The sequence below is a fragment of the Streptococcus mitis genome (assembly GCF_905187495.1).
GTDB lineage: Bacteria > Bacillota > Bacilli > Lactobacillales > Streptococcaceae > Streptococcus > Streptococcus mitis_CU.
In genome coordinates this window covers 550,871-567,957 of record NZ_CAJJIB010000151.1, presented here as the reverse complement: position 1 = coordinate 567,957, position 17,087 = coordinate 550,871, and the positions used below count along the sequence as shown (strand labels likewise).

Below are 17,087 nucleotides of genomic sequence, written 5' to 3'. Positions count from 1 at the left end.
ATGAGCCAAATTTGGACTAAAGAAAAATTTATAAGCCAAGTCCAAGGTGGAGTCATTGTTTCTTGTCAAGCTTTACCTGGTGAACCCCTTTATAATGAAGAATTTAGCTTGATGCCTTTTATGGCTAAAGCAGCTTTAGAGGCAGGAGCAGTGGGCATTCGCGCAAATTCTGTGCGTGATATTAAAGCAATTCAGAAAGTAGTAGATTTACCAATAATTGGAATTATCAAAAGGGATTATCCACCTCAAGAACCATATATTACTGCTACGATGAAAGAAGTAGATGAACTTGTAGAATGCGGAACAACAGTCATTGCATTTGATGCAACTTTAAGACCAAGATATGATGGCTTAGTTGTCAGTGACTTTATCAAAAAAATAAAAGAAAAATATCCGAATCAATTGCTGATGGCGGATGTAAGTAATTTTGATGAAGGTCTCTATGCATTTAAATCAGGCGTTGATTTTGTTGGTACAACATTATCAGGTTACACAAGTACAAGTGTACAATCAGATGAGCCTGATTTTGAACTAATGAAAAAATTGGCTGATTTTAATATTCCGGTAATTGCCGAAGGAAAAATTCATTATCCAGAACAATTAAAAAAAGCTTATAGTTTAGGTGTTACCAGTGTTGTCGTTGGTGGAGCGATTACACGTCCAAAAGAAATTGCTCAGCGATTTATTAATGTTATCAAATAAAAAACAATGTAAAGGAGAAATCTTATGAAAGATTTAACTAAATACAAAGGCGTTATCCCTGCATTTTATGCTTGCTATGATGAAAATGGTGAAATTAGCCAAGAGCGTGTAAAATCTCTGGTGCAATATTTCATTGATAAAGGTGTAAAAGGTATCTATGTAAATGGTTCTTCAGGTGAATGTATTTACCAAAGTGTAGAAGATCGTAAACAAATTATTGAAGCTGTTATGAAAGTTGCTAAAGGTAAATTAACAGTTATCAACCATGTTGCATGTAATAACACGAAAGATAGTATTGAATTGGCAAAACATTCAGAAAGTGTTGGAGTCGATGCTATTGCAGCTATCCCACCTATTTACTTCAAATTGCCAGAATATTCAATCGCAGCATATTGGAATGCAATGAGTGCAGCTGCGCCAAATACAGATTTTATCATTTATAATATTCCACAATTGGCAGGGGTTGCTTTGACTGGTAGTTTGTATGCAACAATGCGTCAAAATCCTCGTGTGATTGGAGTTAAAAATTCTTCTATGCCTGTACAAGATATTCAAATGTTTGTAGCTACAGGTGGAGAAGATTACATTGTATTCAATGGTCCAGATGAACAATATCTTGGTGGTCGCTTGATGGGAGCAGAAGCTGGTATTGGTGGTACTTATGGCGTTATGCCAGATTTGTTCTTGAAATTGGAAAGTTTGATTCAAGAACGAGATTTAGATACAGCTAAAAAACTTCAATATGCTATCAATGAAGTTATCTATAAGATGGTATCAGGTAAGGCAAATATGTATGCTGTAGCAAAAGAAGTTTTGCGTCTAAATGAAAAACTTGATTTAGGTTCTGTTCGTCAACCTTTAGAAGCATTGGCAGAAGGTGACTTGGAAGTTGCAAAACAAGCAGCAGAACTTATTCAACAAGCACGAAAAGAATTTTTATAAGAAATAAAATCAATATGGAGATATGTTATGGGCACAACAGGATTTACAATAATTGACTTAATTATCTTGATTGTTTATTTACTTGCGGTGTTGGTTGCAGGTATCTATTTCTCTAAAAAAGAGATGAAAGGAAAAGAATTCTTTAAAGGAGATGGTTCGGTTCCTTGGTATGTTACTTCGGTATCCATTTTTGCCACAATGCTCAGTCCGATTTCCTTCTTGGGACTCGCTGGTAACTCTTATGCAGGTAGCTGGATTTTATGGTTTGCTCAATTAGGGATGGTTGTAGCTATTCCACTGACAATTCGTTTTATCTTACCTATCTTTGCACGGATAGACATAGATACGGCATATGATTACTTGGATAAACGTTTTAATTCTAAAGCACTTCGTATTATTTCAGCACTTTTGTTTATTATTTATCAATTGGGACGTATGTCTATCATTATGTACCTCCCATCAGCTGGGTTAGCAGTATTGACAGGAATTGACATCAATATTTTGATTATTTTGATGGGTGCAATTGCAATTGTTTATTCTTATACTGGTGGTCTAAAATCCGTATTATGGACAGACTTTATTCAAGGTGTGGTTCTGATTAGTGGTGTCGTTGTAGCTTTATTTGTACTGATGGCTAATATTAAAGGTGGCTTTGGTGCAGTAGCAGAAACATTAGTAAACGGGAAATTCCTTGCTGCAAATGAAAAACTTTTCGACCCTAACTTGCTTTCAAACTCCATCTTCTTAATTGTGATGGGTTCAGGATTTACAATCTTGTCTTCCTATGCTTCATCTCAAGATTTGGTTCAACGTTTTACTACAACACAAAATATTAAGAAACTTAATAAGATGTTGTTCACAAACGGTGTCTTGTCACTTGCAACTGCAACAGTCTTTTACTTGATTGGTACAGGCTTGTACGTATTCTATCAAGTACAAAATGCAGGTAGTGCAGCTAGCAATATCCCTCAAGACCAAATCTTTATGTACTTTATTGCATACCAGTTACCAGTAGGTATCACAGGTTTGATTTTGGCAGCGATTTATGCAGCAGCTCAATCAACTATTTCAACAGGTTTGAACTCTGTTGCAACTTCATGGACATTGGATATTCAAGATGTCATTTCTAAAAATATGTCAGACGATCGTCGTACGAAAATTGCACAATTCGTATCTCTAGCAGTAGGTTTATTCTCAATTGGTGTTTCCATTGTCATGGCTCACTCAGATATTAAGTCTGCATACGAATGGTTCAATAGTTTCATGGGACTTGTACTTGGTCTACTTGGTGGTGTATTTATTCTTGGATTTGTTTCTAAAAAAGCAAATAAACAAGGTGCTTATGCAGCGCTGATTGTATCAACCATCGTCATGGTATTTATTAAATACTTCCTTCCTCCAACAGCTGTTAGCTACTGGGCATATTCATTGATTTCAATCTCTGTATCAGTAGTTTCAGGTTATATTGTATCTGTACTTACTGGAAATAAAGTATCTGCACCTAAATATACAACGATTCATGATATTCCAGAAATTAAAGCGGATTCAAGTTGGGAAGTTCGTCACTAATAGAAAAGAGAAAATAATATGATTATTTCTGAACAATCTGATTTTAGACGATATGCTTCTGTCAATAAACATTTTTCAAAAGTCTGTGATTTTTTAGAAAATACAAATTTGACAGATTTAGTTGATGGAAAAATTGATATTGACGGGGAAAATGTTTTTGCAAATTGTATGACCTATCTAGCTGATGGAGTTCCAGGAGATATTTTTGAAACTCATAAGAAATATTTAGATATTCATATTGTTGTTGAAAATATTGAAAAAATGGCAGTAACTTCTCCAGTTCGTGCCCAGTCACGTGTACCTTTTAGCGAAGAAAAAGATATTGCTTTTTACGATAGCAAAGACTATCAAATTGTTGAATTGCTTCCAGGGAATATGTTGGTGACTTTTGAAGAAGATCTTCACCAACCAAAGATTTATTGCAATGATGAACCTGTTAAAAAACTTGTTATCAAAGTTTTAAACGAGGAAAAATAAAATGATGATAATACAATTGATTGGCGTTATCATCACGACGTTGATTATAGTAACTATGGATACTCATATTCAACATTGACAGAGTTACCAAATCATGAAATTGGATTGATGTTTGAAAAATTTGGTTCATGGTCTCGTAATGAACTTCATATGAAAAATGTTGTATCATTTATAACATTTAAGATTGAAGATCTGAAAAAGAATTAAAGCTGAAATTTAAAAATATTTAGAAAGAGGATAAAAATTATGGTAAATTACGGTATTGTTGGAGCTGGATATTTTGGAGCTGATTTGGCTCGCTCAATGAACAAAATTGAAGATGCAAAAGTGGTTGCGGTATTTGACCCAAATCATGGAGAAGAAGTTGCTCAAGAGTTGGGATCAGATGTTTGTGCAAGTTTAGATGAACTTGTAGTACGTGAAGATATTGATTGTGTAATCGTAGCTTCACCTAGCTACCTTCACCGTGAACCAGTTGTGAAAGCCGCTCAACATGGCAAACACGTATTTTGTGAAAAGCCAATTGCATTGTCTTATGAAGATTGTAAAGCCATGGTTGACGCATGTAAAGAAAATAATGTTATCTTTATGGCTGGCCACATCATGAACTTCTTTAACGGTGTACACCATGCTAAAGAATTGATTACTCAAGGTAAAATCGGTAAAGTTCTTTATTGCCATGCCGCTCGTACAGGTTGGGAAGAACAACAACCAACTGTATCATGGAAGAAACTTCGTTCTCAATCTGGAGGACATTTGTACCACCATATTCATGAATTAGATTGCATTCAGTTTATCATGGGAGGACTTCCTGAAAAAGCGACAATGGTAGGAGGTAATGTATATCATAAAGGTGAAAACTTTGGTGATGAAGATGATATGCTCATTGTAAACTTAGAATATTCTGATGATCGTTATGCTGTTTTGGAATATGGTAATGCTTTCCGTTGGGGTGAACACTACGTCTTGATTCAAGGAACTGAAGGAGCTATCAAACTTGACTTGTTCAATACTGGCGGTACTCTTCGTGTTAAAGGTGAAGGAGAATCACACTTCTTAGTTCATGAAACTCAAGAGGAAGATGATGACCGTACAGCTATCTATACCGGTCGTGGTATGGATGGAGCAATTGCGTACGGTAAACCAGGAGTACGTTGCCCATTATGGTTGCAAACATGTATTGATAAAGAAATGGAATATCTACATGACATCATTAAAGGTGGAGAAATTACAGAAGAATATGAAAAACTTCTCAATGGTGTAGCTGCTTTAGAATCAATCGCTACCGCTGATGCATGTACTTTATCAGTTAAAGAAGATCGAAAAGTAAGTCTTTCAGAAATCATAAATGCTTAACTTTTGTAAAACAGAATAGTAAATTCTTGTCATTATATAATTTCTAAAGTTCTGTGATACAACTCATTGAATAAAGAAATAGAGATGGGACTGGGATAATGCCCAGTCCCATTTTTTATCAAAAAGTAATGAGATTAAAAATGTGGGAGTGATGAAATGAAGATTATAGGGATCGATATTGGCGGAACAACAATTAAGGCAGATTTATACGATGAGTTAGGAACGAGTTTAAATCAGTTCAAAGAGATAGAAACAATTATTGACTATGATTTGGGAACGAATCAGATATTAAATCAGGTCTGTGATTTAATTGGTGAGTATATTTTAAGTCATTCAATTGATGGTGTTGGGATTTCCACTGCTGGAGTTGTTAATGCTAATACAGGAGAAATCATCTATGCAGGCTATACAATACCAGGGTATATCGGAGTAAATTTTACTTCCGAAATAGAAAAACGTTTTGGGTTGTCTACTTTTGTTGAAAATGATGTTAATTGTGCTGCATTAGGTGAATTGTGGAAGGGACAAGCCAAAGATAAGAAAAATGTAGTAATGGTTACTATTGGAACAGGTATAGGAGGCAGTATTATTGTCAATGGACAAATTGTTAACGGATTTAACTATACTGCTGGTGAAGTAGGCTATATTCCTGTAGGTAGTTCGGATTGGCAAAGCAAAGCATCAACAAACGCATTGATTCATTTATATCAAAAAAAGAGCTTGAAAACTAATCAAACTGGACGTACTTTCTTTACTGATTTAAGATCTGGAGATAAAGTCGCTGAAGAAACCTTTAAAATTTTTGTAGAAAATCTAACAAAAGGTTTATTAACGATTTCTTATCTACTTAATCCAGAAATTCTCATATTAGGAGGTGGTATTCTGGCTAATGAGGATATTTTGTTACCTGAAATTCAAAGTTCTTTAGCTAAAAATGCAATGGATAATAGGTTTTTGCCTAAAAATCTTGTGGCAGCTACATTAGGAAATGAAGCTGGTCGTATAGGAGCTGTAAAAAATTTCTTAGATAGAATTTCTAATAAATAGTATGAAAGATAAGGAGGTGTCACAATGACTAACTCTGTATTTTCGACAATGCAAGATATTGAGAATGTTGCAACCGATATTTTAAAATCATATGATAATGAGATTTATACTTATAAAGCTGTTTCCCAAGAAGAATTGGAAAAACTAGAAAAAAGTTATGATAAAAAAAGTCACGAAGAATTAGTTTCAATAGAAAGCAATTTAGAAATGAAACAACAGAATCTTATTGATGAGGTTAATAAAACAATCAAGGAAAATGATGCAAAGATTCAGTATATTTCATCAAGTAGGAGAGGAGAATTTGTAGAAAAAATTATTGGTAGGGTGGTAGAAAAATATGGCTATTAGTCAGATGAAAAGAATTTCTCTACTATTTTCTAAAAGTAGTCTTGATGATGTTTTAAAAACTATTCAAGAACTAGAGTCAGTGCAGTTCCGTGATTTAAAGGTTCAGGATAACTGGTCAGAAGCTCTAGAAAAAGATGAGGTTGTATTTCCAACTATTCAAATTTCTCATACTTCTAATTCCAATCATGGGGTTATTGAAGGAAATGATGCCTTGACTTATTTGATGAATCAACAACAACATTTAGAAGCAACTGTAGAGAAATTACAAGAATATCTACCGAAAGAAAACACGTTTAAATTATTGCAGCAACCTCCGATAACGACCTCTTATGAAGAATTAGAAAAATTTGGTAAGGCTAATGTTGCTGAGGGTGTTCTTAAAAAAGTGAATCACCAAATTAACAGAGTTCATGAATTAGAAAGACACATTCAAAGTAACAATGAAGAAATAGAGCGATTAATAAAGTGGGAAAAATTAGAAATTGTTCCTGCGAATTTTGAACAATTTTCTTTCTGTAAAGGAAAAGTCGGAACAATTCCAAGGACTGAAGATAATCGCTTATACAATAGTCTTTTAGAAAACAATATTGAAGTTCAAGAAATATTTTCTAATGATAGAGAGTACGGTGTTGTTGTTTTCTATCAGTCTAGTTACTCTATAGATTTTGATGAATACTTATTTGAACCATTTGATTATTCTAGAAAGGAATTACCGAAGCAGCGAGTAGTAGATTTAGATCAAGAAAACATGCAGTTAATAACTGAAAAAGAGAATATTATCGCGTCGTTGCAAGATTCAAAGAAAAATTTGATAGATTTACAATGGCAAATAGACTATATTTTATCTATCTATGCTCGTCAAATCTCTAAGAATAACCTTTTGTGCACTCCGCATCTAGTTGCATTAGAAGGATGGATAGAAGAAACTCGTATTTTATATTTTATAAAAGTTATGGATGAGCGTTTTGGACATTCTATTTATATTTATGAAATGGAAACATTAACGGATAATCAAGATGAAATACCTATCAAATTAACGAATCATTCTTTAATTGAACCATTTGAATTATTGACAGAAATGTATGCTCTGCCCAAATATTATGAGAAAGATCCTACACCTGTATTAGCACCATTTTACTTCACATTTTTTGGAATGATGGTTGCTGATTTAGGCTATGGTTTACTATTGTTTTTAGGAACAATGTTAGCATTAAAAATTTTTCATCTACCTTCAGCAACTAAGAGATTTTTAAAATTCTTTAATATATTAGGGATAGCCGTTGCAATTTGGGGTGGAATCTATGGCTCATTTTTTGGATATGAGTTGCCATTTCATCTGATATCTACAACCTCTGATGTCATGACTATATTAGTAGTGTCAGTTGTGTTTGGGTTTATTACAGTATTTGCAGGTTTGTTAGCTTCAGGACTACAAAAAGTAAGAATGAAGAAATATGCAGAAGCATATAATTCAGGATTTGCGTGGTGTGTTATTCTGCTTGGCTTGTTATTTATTGCTGTTGGAATGTTGATGCCTGATATGAGGCCGTTATTTGTATTAGGGAAATGGGTATCTATTTTTAATGCTGTGGGGATTTTGATTGTTTCTATTATTCAAGCCAAAAGCTTGTCAGGTATTGGAGCAGGATTGTTTAATCTATATAACATTTCATCTTATATAGGTGATTTAGTTAGTTTCACTCGATTGATGGCATTAGGATTATCTGGAGCAAGTATAGCATCAGCTTTCAATTTAATTGTTGGTTTGTTTCCGGGAATATTGGCTAAACTGACAATTGGATTAGTATTATTCATTCTTTTACATGCGATCAATATTTTTCTATCGTTACTATCAGGATATGTTCATGGAGCACGTCTGATATTTGTTGAATTTTTTGGTAAGTTTTATGAGGGTGGAGGAAAACCATTTCAACCTTTGAAGGCTTCTGAGAAATATATTAAGGTTATTACAAAGAATTAATGGAGGATATATATAATGGAACATTTAGCAACTTATTTTTCAACCTATGGAGGAGCTTTCTTCGCTGCATTGGGAATTGTATTGGCGGTTGGATTAAGCGGTATGGGGTCTGCCTATGGAGTTGGTAAGGCTGGGCAATCTGCAGCAGCTTTACTGAAAGAACAGCCTGAAAAGTTTGCCTCAGCTTTGATATTGCAATTATTGCCCGGAACACAAGGATTATATGGTTTTGTTATTGGAATTTTAATTTGGTTGCAATTAACTCCAGAACTTCCTTTAGAAAAAGGCGTTGCTTATTTCTTTGTAGCTCTTCCAATTGCTATTGTAGGATACTTTTCAGCTAAGCATCAAGGAAATGTAGCAGTAGCGGGAATGCAAATCTTGGCTAAAAGACCAAAAGAATTCATGAAGGGAGCGATTTTAGCTGCCATGGTAGAAACCTATGCAATTCTTGCTTTTGTCGTATCATTCATTTTGACCCTTCGTGTATAAGAAATAAATTTGCAATTCAAAGGAGGTGTCTAAATGAGCAATTTAGAAAACTTACGAGAGTCTGTTATTGAACAAGCTCATGAAAAAGGGCGTATGAAATTATTGGATTCCAAAAAGAAGATTGATGATGAATTTGAAATGCAAAAGTCGCTCATTATAAAGAAAAAAGAAGCTGAACATGAACGAAAGTTAAAAGAATTGCAACAGAAATATCAAATAATTTTTCAACAATTAAAAAATAAGGAACGCCAATCAACGTTAGTATCAAAACAGAAAATATTAAAAGAACTTTTTCAATCTGCTTTACTAGAAATGGAATCTTGGAGTGCAGATAAAGAAATGGAGTTCATCTATCGAATTCTGGAACGATATTCACAACAAGAGGTCATAGTAATTTTTGGGGAACGGACTTTAGCTAAATTCAATTTGGAACAATTAGAGAAATTGAAATTCGCTTTTCCAAATTATTTATTTAGTGAACAACCTATCTCAAATGAATCAGGCTTACTTATTTCAATAGGTAAAATTGATGATAACTATTTGTATAAAACATTAATTGGATCGATTTCTAAGGAAGAAAGTTCAAGTATCGCAAATCAAATTTTTATCAATTAAGGATGAAATTGGTTAATCCTTCTTAGAAATTTGGAGTATTCCAATAAAATTAGAAAGGTATTTTATGGATACTAATCTTTTTTCAAAAATAAATACGACGATTTCGGTAAAAGAAAACGATTTTATTACAGAAGAAAAATTTCAAAAAATTATACAATCCAAAGATACGGAGACATTGGCATTTATCTTAGAATCAACTCCCTATCATTTATCGATTGACGTCTTAGAAGATCCTAGTCAGACAGAGATTTCGCTAATGACAAAATTAGTCAATGATTATAGATGGGCCTATGCTGAAAGTCCGTCTGATATAATTGTGACTTTATTTGCGTTACGATATGTTTATCATAATATCAAAGTTTTATTAAAATCTAAGGCGGCAATTAAGAAAGATTTTTCTAAATTATTAATTCCAATAGGGATTTTTGATATAGAAAGTTTAAAACATTTAGTTTCTTCCTTACATTCAGATACACTTCCTGATTTTATGGTTCGTGAAGTAGAATCAATTTGGAATGAGTATGAAACTTTTAATAATATTCGTGTACTTGATGTCGGAGCTGATCTAGCATATTTTAAACATCTGAAACTTTTATCTAATGAGTTAGATGAGGTACTGTCTCAGGTTATTGTCGAAATGATTGACTTTTATAATATTATTACTGTAAAACGTGGTTTATCTCAAAATAAGAGTCATGGGGATATTTTACAATTACTTTCAGATGAAGGAAGTATTTCTGCTAAAGAATTTATATACATTGTAGAAAATCAAGAAATATTTGTGTGGTTCAATAAAATAAATCCAAGCTTAGATTCAATCTTTTCAACTTATGAATTGAAGATGCAGGACGCAACAATTTCATCTTCTGAGTTAGAATTTTTATGTGATTTACTATTGTATAAAACTTTAGATCAAGGAAGGTACAATGTAGAGGGGCCGTTAGTTCTTGCTAGATATTTATTGGGATGTGAGTTTGAAGTAAAGAATCTCAGAATGATCATATCAGCTCTTCAAAATACAATTCCCTTTGAATCAATAAAAGAAAGGATACGCCCACATTATGGAAGCTAATAAGTATAAAATTGGCATAATTGGTAGCCGTGATATTATTTTACCATTTAGCATGATTGGGTTTGATATATTTCCTGCCTATCAAGAACAAGAAGCTATAAATACACTAAGAAAATTAGCTCAATCTGATTATGGTGTCATTTATATCACTGAAGACATTGCTTCAATGATATTAGATACAATTCGCCATTATGATTCCCAAGTTGTGCCTGCTATTATTTTATTACCGACTCATAAACAAGGTTTAAATTTAGGATTAAAACGTATAGAGGATAATGTAGAGAAAGCAGTAGGACACAATATTTTATAATAATGTACAAAATTGTCTGTAATATTATTCTATAATTTTTGGACTTAGTAAGGAGAATAACTTTGACTCAAGGGAAGATTATAAAAGTATCGGGACCTCTAGTTATTGCATCAGGTATGCAGGAGGCTAATATTCAAGATATTTGCCGTGTAGGTAAGCTAGGGTTAATCGGTGAAATTATTGAAATGAGAAGAGATCAGGCATCTATCCAAGTCTATGAAGAAACATCTGGTCTTGGTCCGGGAGAACCTGTTGTTACAACTGGAGAACCTCTCTCGGTTGAATTAGGGCCTGGATTGATTTCTCAAATGTTTGATGGCATACAACGCCCATTAGATCGATTTAAATTGGCTACTCATAATGATTTTCTAGTTCGTGGGGTAGAAGTTCCAAGTTTGGATAGAGATATTAAGTGGCATTTTGATTCCACTATATCAATTGGTCAAAAAGTGAATACGGGTGATATTCTTGGAACTGTCAAGGAAACCGAAGTAGTTAATCATAAAATTATGGTTCCTTATGGAATATCTGGCGAAGTCGTTTCTATTGCCTCTGGAGATTTTACAATTGATGAAGTTGTATATGAAATAAAAAAATTGGACGGTAGTTTCTATAAAGGAACACTTATGCAAAAATGGCCTGTCCGCAAGGCGCGTCCTGTTTCTAAACGTTTAATCCCAGAAGAACCATTAATCACAGGTCAACGAGTTATTGATACATTCTTTCCAGTAACCAAAGGTGGAGCAGCAGCTGTTCCTGGACCGTTTGGAGCAGGAAAGACAGTTGTACAACACCAAGTAGCTAAATTTGCCAATGTTGATATTGTTATTTATGTTGGTTGTGGAGAACGTGGAAATGAAATGACGGATGTACTGAATGAGTTTCCTGAGTTGATTGACCCTAATACAGGACAATCAATTATGCAACGGACAGTTCTGATTGCTAATACTTCAAATATGCCTGTTGCTGCTCGTGAGGCTTCAATTTATACAGGAATTACCATGGCTGAGTATTTTCGTGATATGGGCTACTCTGTCGCCATTATGGCTGATTCGACTTCACGTTGGGCAGAAGCGCTACGTGAAATGTCAGGACGTCTAGAAGAAATGCCTGGTGATGAGGGTTATCCTGCTTATCTGGGAAGTCGTATCGCTGAATATTATGAAAGAGCGGGACGTTCTCAGGTTCTAGGGCTTCCAGAACGTGAAGGAACGATTACTGCTATTGGAGCTGTATCGCCACCTGGTGGAGATATTTCAGAACCAGTTACTCAAAACACTTTACGGATTGTGAAAGTTTTTTGGGGGCTTGATGCTCCGTTGGCACAGCGACGTCATTTTCCTGCAATTAACTGGCTTACATCTTATTCACTCTATAAAGACAGTGTGGGAACTTATATAGATGGTAAAGAGAAGACAGATTGGAATAGTAAAATAACTCGTGCGATGAACTACTTACAACGGGAATCTAGTTTAGAGGAAATTGTTCGTCTTGTTGGAATTGATTCTCTGTCTGATAATGAACGACTAACGATGGAAATTGCTAAACAAATTAGAGAAGATTATTTGCAACAGAACGCTTTTGATTCGGTAGATACATTCACTTCGTTTGCAAAACAAGAAGCAATGTTAAGTAATATCCTAACTTTTGCTGATCAGGCAAATCATGCTTTAGAGTTGGGTTCTTACTTTACAGAGATTATGGAAGGTACCGTGGCAGTTCGAGACCGTATGGCGAGAAGTAAATATGTTTCAGAAGATAGATTAGATGAAATCAAAATTATTTCAAATGAGATTACACATCAAATTCATTTGATATTAGAAACAGGAGGTCTATAAATGAGTGTTATAAAAGAATACAGAACTGCTAGTGAAGTTGTTGGGCCTCTTATGATTGTTGAACAAGTTAATAATGTGTCTTACAATGAGTTAGTTGAAATTCAACTTCATAATGGAGAAATTCGTCGTGGACAAGTTTTAGAGATCCACGAAGATAAAGCAATGGTTCAGCTTTTTGAAGGATCTAGTGGAATAAATTTAGAAAAGTCTAAAATTCGTTTTGCTGGTCATGCACTAGAATTGGCTGTATCTGAGGATATGGTTGGTCGAATTTTTAATGGGATGGGAAAACCAATTGATGGTGGACCAGATTTAATTCCAGAGAAATATTTAGATATTGATGGTCAAGCTATTAATCCTGTATCTAGAGATTATCCAGATGAATTTATTCAGACAGGGATCTCCTCTATTGATCATTTGAATACTCTTGTACGTGGTCAAAAATTACCAGTATTTTCAGGTTCGGGCTTACCTCATAATGAATTAGCAGCTCAGATAGCAAGACAAGCGACTGTTTTAAATTCTGATGAAAATTTTGCGGTTGTATTTGCAGCAATGGGTATTACTTTTGAAGAAGCTGAGTTCTTTATGGAAGAACTCAGAAAAACAGGAGCAATCGATCGTTCAGTCTTATTTATGAACTTGGCAAATGATCCTGCAATTGAGCGTATTGCAACTCCCCGCATTGCTTTAACTGCGGCAGAGTATCTAGCTTTTGAAAAAGATATGCATGTTCTAGTTATCATGACGGATATGACTAACTATTGTGAAGCGTTACGTGAAGTCTCGGCAGCTCGCCGTGAAGTTCCAGGTAGACGAGGCTATCCGGGATATTTATATACAAATTTATCAACTCTATACGAAAGGGCTGGTCGCTTAGTTGGTAAAAAAGGTTCAGTGACACAGATTCCTATTTTAACAATGCCAGAAGATGACATAACACATCCAATTCCTGATTTAACTGGATACATTACTGAAGGGCAAATTATTTTGTCGCATGAGTTGTATAATCAAGGTTATCGTCCACCAATCAATGTTTTACCTTCTCTCTCTCGATTAAAAGATAAGGGATCTGGAGAAGGTAAAACTCGTGGAGATCATGCTCCAACTATGAATCAACTGTTTGCAGCCTATGCCCAAGGGAAAAAGGTTGAAGAGTTAGCAGTAGTATTAGGAGAATCGTCTTTATCTGATATAGATAAATTGTATGTGAAGTTTACAAAGCGTTTTGAAGAAGAGTACATCAACCAAGGATTTTATAAAAATCGAAATATAGAAGATACGTTGAATCTTGGGTGGGAATTACTATCAATTCTTCCTAGAACAGAGTTAAAACGTATCAAAGATGATTTGCTAGATAAATACTTACCTTTGGTAGAAGTTTAATCCAGAAATGGAGTGATTATCTATGGTGCGTTTGAATGTAAAACCAACTCGTATGGAATTGAATAACTTAAAGGAACGTTTGAAAACAGCTGAACGTGGACATAAGTTATTAAAGGATAAAAGAGATGAATTGATGAGGCGATTTATTTCTTTGATTCGTGAGAATAATCAACTTCGGAAAGAAGTAGAAAGTTATCTAATTGATAATCTAAAATCCTTTGCAGTTGCTAAATCATTAAAGAACTCTCTAATGGTGGAGGAATTATTTTCAATTCCATCGAAAGAAATTGAATTATTTGTTGAGAAAGAAAATATCATGAGTGTAACAGTTCCTAGAATGCATATGAATATTACTTCTCAAAATGAGAACAGTGAATACAGCTATTTATCTTCTAATAGTGAAATGGATGATGTATTTGCTACAATGAATAGTTTAATTGATAAATTACTAAGACTGGCAGAAGTTGAAAAAACGTGTCAGTTAATGGCTGATGAAATAGAAAAAACACGTAGACGTGTAAATGGATTAGAATATTCGATTATTCCAAACTTGTCAGAAACTATTCATTATATAGAATTGAAACTAGAGGAGGCAGAAAGAGCCAATTTAGTTCGTATTATGAAAGTGAAGTAGATCCTTTATTTAGATTTTTAATGAGATGAACAAATATCAGCTTGGATAAGGCGTTAAGCCTTTCTAAGCTTTTTTTATTTTAGGTGGCTCAGCCTTCCTGCTTTTTGGGTTTGGACTCTTGGTCTTTATCCAAACTGGATTGATGGAGAAAATTTTCGCAAAATACCAATAGGATGACTTGTTTCTGAAACTACTTTCAAGCCATAAACATTTCAAAATTCATATCGAAACTAAAATCTAAGTGTACACAAGATATTGAAAGCGTTTTTCACAAGGTGTATACTAAACACGTAAAGAATAAATCCTGCCTTTAGCAGAAAAAAAGAAATCTTAGGAGAAAATCTATGTCAGATTTAAAAAAATACGAAGGTGTCATTCCAGCCTTCTACGCATGTTATGATGATCAAGGAGAAGTAAGTTCAGAACGTACGCGTGCCTTGGTGCAATACTTCATTGATAAAGGTGTTCAAGGTCTTTACGTCAATGGTTCTTCTGGTGAATGTATCTACCAAAGCGTTGAAGACCGTAAATTAATCTTAGAAGAAGTCATGGCAGTTGCCAAAGGTAAATTGACCATCATTGCTCACGTTGCTTGCAACAATACCAAAGATAGTATGGAACTTGCTCGTCATGCTGAAAGCTTAGGAGTAGATGCTATTGCAACGATTCCGCCGATTTATTTCCGCTTGCCAGAATACTCAGTTGCTAAATACTGGAATGACATTAGTGCTGCAGCACCAAACACAGACTACGTGATTTATAACATTCCTCAATTGGCAGGGGTTACTTTGACTCCAAGTCTTTACACTGAAATGTTGAAGAATCCACGTGTTATAGGTGTTAAGAACTCTTCTATGCCAGTCCAAGATATCCAAACCTTTGTGAGCCTTGGTGGGGAAGACCATATCGTCTTTAACGGTCCAGATGAACAGTTCTTAGGTGGTCGTCTCATGGGAGCTAAAGCTGGTATCGGTGGTACTTATGGTGCTATGCCAGAACTCTTCTTGAAACTCAATCAGTTGATTGCTGACAAAGACTTGAAAACAGCGCGTGAATTACAGTATGCTATTAACGCAATCATTGGCAAACTGACTGCTGCACATGGAAATATGTACGGTGTGATTAAGGAAGTCTTGAAGATCAATGAAGGCTTGAATATTGGTTCTGTTCGTTCACCATTGACGCCAGTAACTGAAGAGGATCGTCCAGTTGTAGAAGCAGCTGCAGCCTTGATTCGTGAAACCAAGGAGCGCTTCCTCTAATCCATAAGGAGGTATTTATGACACACTACGTTGCAATTGATATCGGTGGAACAAATATCAAATATGGTTTGATCGACCAAGAAGGCCAACTTGTTGAATCACATGAAATGCCAACAGAGGCGCATAAGGGTGGACCTCATATCTTACAAAAGACCAAAGATATCGTAGCTAGTTATTTAGAAAAAGGGCCAGTAGTAGGTGTTGCTATTTCTTCTGCAGGAATGGTGGATCCTGACAAGGGTGAGATTTTCTATGCTGGGCCTCAGATTCCAAATTATGCAGGAACTCAGTTCAAGAAGGAAATCGAGACTAGCTTTGCGATTCCTTGTGAAATTGAGAATGACGTCAACTGTGCAGGTCTGGCTGAGGCAGTATCTGGTTCAGGTAAGGGAGCGAGTGTCACCCTTTGCTTGACTATTGGAACAGGTATCGGTGGTTGCTTGATTATGGATGGGAAAGTTTTCCATGGTTTTAGTAATTCAGCCTGTGAAGTCGGTTATATGCATATGCAGGATGGAGCTTTCCAAGACTTGGCTTCTACGACAGCCTTGGTAGAGTATGTAGCAGCAGGTCATGGTGAGGAAGTGGAACACTGGAATGGTCGTAGAATTTTCAAAGAAGCCACTGAAGGAAACAAGATTTGCATGGCTGGTATTGATCGGATGGTAGACTATCTAGGAAAAGGTCTGGCAAATATTTGCTACGTTGCCAATCCAGAAGTGGTCATTCTCGGTGGCGGTATCATGGGACAAGAGGCGATTCTCAAACCCAAGATCCGCAAAGCCTTGGAAGAGGCTTTGGTGCCAAGCCTTGCTGAAAAAACACGATTAGAATTTGCCCATCATCAAAATACAGCAGGTATGCTGGGAGCTTATTATTATTTTATACTCAATGAAAATCAAAGAGCAAACTAGGAAGTTAGCCGTAGGCAGTACTTGAGTACGATAAGGCGAAGCTGACGTGGTTTGAATTTGATTTTCGAAGAGTATCAAGACAAAACAATCCTAGTTTGGCTCAGCCAAACTAGGATTTTCTAATCAAAGCCTCTTGACTTTC

At 35.1% G+C, this 17,087-nt stretch carries 17 protein-coding genes and 1 pseudogene; all 18 read left to right on the top strand.

Going from position 1 to position 17,087, the window contains the following annotated elements; genetic code table 11:
• The 18 genes and pseudogenes from JQ843_RS08920 (at position 1) to JQ843_RS08840 (ending at position 16,945) form a co-directional block, all read left to right on the top strand.
• Positions 1–702 carry an N-acetylmannosamine-6-phosphate 2-epimerase gene (locus JQ843_RS08920; protein WP_049502440.1) on the top strand — a complete coding sequence of 234 codons (702 nt, stop codon included), beginning with the start codon at positions 1–3 and terminating at the stop codon, positions 700–702.
• 24 nt (positions 703–726) lie between these two features.
• Positions 727–1,644 carry an N-acetylneuraminate lyase gene (locus tag JQ843_RS08915; protein ID WP_203213442.1) on the top strand — a complete coding sequence of 306 codons (918 nt, stop codon included), beginning with the start codon at positions 727–729 and terminating at the stop codon, positions 1,642–1,644.
• A 27-nt stretch (positions 1,645–1,671) separates the two neighbouring features.
• Positions 1,672–3,213, top strand: coding sequence for a sodium:solute symporter family protein (locus JQ843_RS08910; RefSeq protein ID WP_045605898.1), 1,542 nt, complete (start codon positions 1,672–1,674; stop codon positions 3,211–3,213).
• Positions 3,214–3,231: 18 nt separating this feature from the next.
• A complete protein-coding gene (locus tag JQ843_RS08905) occupies positions 3,232–3,690 on the top strand; it encodes a NanQ anomerase/TabA/YiaL family protein (RefSeq protein WP_203213441.1) in 459 nt (152 codons plus the stop codon).
• 3 nt (positions 3,691–3,693) lie between these two features.
• Positions 3,694–3,897 (top strand): annotated as a pseudogene (locus JQ843_RS10140) (hypothetical protein); the annotation flags it as partial.
• A 39-nt stretch (positions 3,898–3,936) separates the two neighbouring features.
• Positions 3,937–5,046 (top strand): Gfo/Idh/MocA family protein, encoded by a 1,110-nt coding sequence (locus JQ843_RS08900; protein ID WP_203213440.1) that lies wholly within the window; start codon positions 3,937–3,939, stop codon positions 5,044–5,046.
• Positions 5,047–5,202: 156 nt separating this feature from the next.
• Entirely contained in the window at positions 5,203–6,093 is an 891-nt protein-coding gene (locus tag JQ843_RS08895) for an ROK family protein (RefSeq protein ID WP_203213439.1), read from the top strand.
• Between the two features lie 24 nt (positions 6,094–6,117).
• The gene (locus JQ843_RS08890) at positions 6,118–6,441 is read left to right on the top strand and encodes a hypothetical protein (RefSeq protein WP_203213438.1); all 324 of its coding nucleotides are present in this window, start codon (positions 6,118–6,120) and stop codon (positions 6,439–6,441) included.
• Positions 6,431–8,422: a V-type ATP synthase subunit I gene (locus JQ843_RS08885; RefSeq protein ID WP_203213437.1), complete on the top strand. Its 1,992-nt coding sequence runs from the start codon at positions 6,431–6,433 to the stop codon at positions 8,420–8,422. Before JQ843_RS08890 ends, JQ843_RS08885 begins: the two co-directional genes overlap by 11 nt.
• Before the next feature lie 15 nt (positions 8,423–8,437).
• Positions 8,438–8,914 carry a V-type ATP synthase subunit K gene (locus JQ843_RS08880; protein ID WP_000400484.1) on the top strand — a complete coding sequence of 159 codons (477 nt, stop codon included), beginning with the start codon at positions 8,438–8,440 and terminating at the stop codon, positions 8,912–8,914.
• Between the two features lie 33 nt (positions 8,915–8,947).
• Positions 8,948–9,529, top strand: coding sequence for a hypothetical protein (locus tag JQ843_RS08875; protein WP_203213436.1), 582 nt, complete (start codon positions 8,948–8,950; stop codon positions 9,527–9,529).
• Positions 9,530–9,593: 64 nt separating this feature from the next.
• Positions 9,594–10,601 (top strand): V-type ATPase subunit, encoded by a 1,008-nt coding sequence (locus JQ843_RS08870; protein WP_203213435.1) that lies wholly within the window; start codon positions 9,594–9,596, stop codon positions 10,599–10,601.
• A complete protein-coding gene (locus tag JQ843_RS08865; RefSeq protein WP_000387941.1) occupies positions 10,591–10,911 on the top strand; it encodes a V-type ATP synthase subunit F in 321 nt (106 codons plus the stop codon). The genes JQ843_RS08870 and JQ843_RS08865 overlap by 11 nt, the downstream gene beginning before the upstream one ends.
• A 62-nt stretch (positions 10,912–10,973) precedes the next feature.
• Entirely contained in the window at positions 10,974–12,749 is a 1,776-nt protein-coding gene (locus tag JQ843_RS08860) for a V-type ATP synthase subunit A (RefSeq protein ID WP_203213434.1), read from the top strand.
• Positions 12,750–14,135 (top strand): V-type ATP synthase subunit B, encoded by a 1,386-nt coding sequence (locus tag JQ843_RS08855; protein ID WP_203213433.1) that lies wholly within the window; start codon positions 12,750–12,752, stop codon positions 14,133–14,135.
• A 22-nt stretch (positions 14,136–14,157) separates the two neighbouring features.
• Entirely contained in the window at positions 14,158–14,769 is a 612-nt protein-coding gene (locus tag JQ843_RS08850; RefSeq protein WP_045605907.1) for a V-type ATP synthase subunit D, read from the top strand.
• A gap of 344 nt (positions 14,770–15,113) precedes the next feature.
• Entirely contained in the window at positions 15,114–16,031 is a 918-nt protein-coding gene (locus JQ843_RS08845) for a dihydrodipicolinate synthase family protein (protein ID WP_203213432.1), read from the top strand.
• 17 nt (positions 16,032–16,048) lie between these two features.
• Positions 16,049–16,945 carry an ROK family protein gene (locus JQ843_RS08840; RefSeq protein ID WP_203213431.1) on the top strand — a complete coding sequence of 299 codons (897 nt, stop codon included), beginning with the start codon at positions 16,049–16,051 and terminating at the stop codon, positions 16,943–16,945.
• The last annotated feature ends 142 nt before the right edge of the window (positions 16,946–17,087 follow it).

What these genes read in the sequence shown, in the direction of transcription:
- JQ843_RS08920 (WP_049502440.1), top strand. Translation starts at nt 1, where the DNA reads ATGAGCCAAATTTGGACTAAAGAAAAATTTATAAGCCAAGTCCAAGGT.
- JQ843_RS08915 (WP_203213442.1), top strand. Translation starts at nt 727, where the DNA reads ATGAAAGATTTAACTAAATACAAAGGCGTTATCCCTGCATTTTATGCT.
- JQ843_RS08910 (WP_045605898.1), top strand. Translation starts at nt 1,672, where the DNA reads ATGGGCACAACAGGATTTACAATAATTGACTTAATTATCTTGATTGTT.
- JQ843_RS08905 (WP_203213441.1), top strand. Translation starts at nt 3,232, where the DNA reads ATGATTATTTCTGAACAATCTGATTTTAGACGATATGCTTCTGTCAAT.
- JQ843_RS08900 (WP_203213440.1), top strand. Translation starts at nt 3,937, where the DNA reads ATGGTAAATTACGGTATTGTTGGAGCTGGATATTTTGGAGCTGATTTG.
- JQ843_RS08895 (WP_203213439.1), top strand. Translation starts at nt 5,203, where the DNA reads ATGAAGATTATAGGGATCGATATTGGCGGAACAACAATTAAGGCAGAT.
- JQ843_RS08890 (WP_203213438.1), top strand. Translation starts at nt 6,118, where the DNA reads ATGACTAACTCTGTATTTTCGACAATGCAAGATATTGAGAATGTTGCA.
- JQ843_RS08885 (WP_203213437.1), top strand. Translation starts at nt 6,431, where the DNA reads ATGGCTATTAGTCAGATGAAAAGAATTTCTCTACTATTTTCTAAAAGT.
- JQ843_RS08880 (WP_000400484.1), top strand. Translation starts at nt 8,438, where the DNA reads ATGGAACATTTAGCAACTTATTTTTCAACCTATGGAGGAGCTTTCTTC.
- JQ843_RS08875 (WP_203213436.1), top strand. Translation starts at nt 8,948, where the DNA reads ATGAGCAATTTAGAAAACTTACGAGAGTCTGTTATTGAACAAGCTCAT.
- JQ843_RS08870 (WP_203213435.1), top strand. Translation starts at nt 9,594, where the DNA reads ATGGATACTAATCTTTTTTCAAAAATAAATACGACGATTTCGGTAAAA.
- JQ843_RS08865 (WP_000387941.1), top strand. Translation starts at nt 10,591, where the DNA reads ATGGAAGCTAATAAGTATAAAATTGGCATAATTGGTAGCCGTGATATT.
- JQ843_RS08855 (WP_203213433.1), top strand. Translation starts at nt 12,750, where the DNA reads ATGAGTGTTATAAAAGAATACAGAACTGCTAGTGAAGTTGTTGGGCCT.
- JQ843_RS08850 (WP_045605907.1), top strand. Translation starts at nt 14,158, where the DNA reads ATGGTGCGTTTGAATGTAAAACCAACTCGTATGGAATTGAATAACTTA.
- JQ843_RS08845 (WP_203213432.1), top strand. Translation starts at nt 15,114, where the DNA reads ATGTCAGATTTAAAAAAATACGAAGGTGTCATTCCAGCCTTCTACGCA.
- JQ843_RS08840 (WP_203213431.1), top strand. Translation starts at nt 16,049, where the DNA reads ATGACACACTACGTTGCAATTGATATCGGTGGAACAAATATCAAATAT.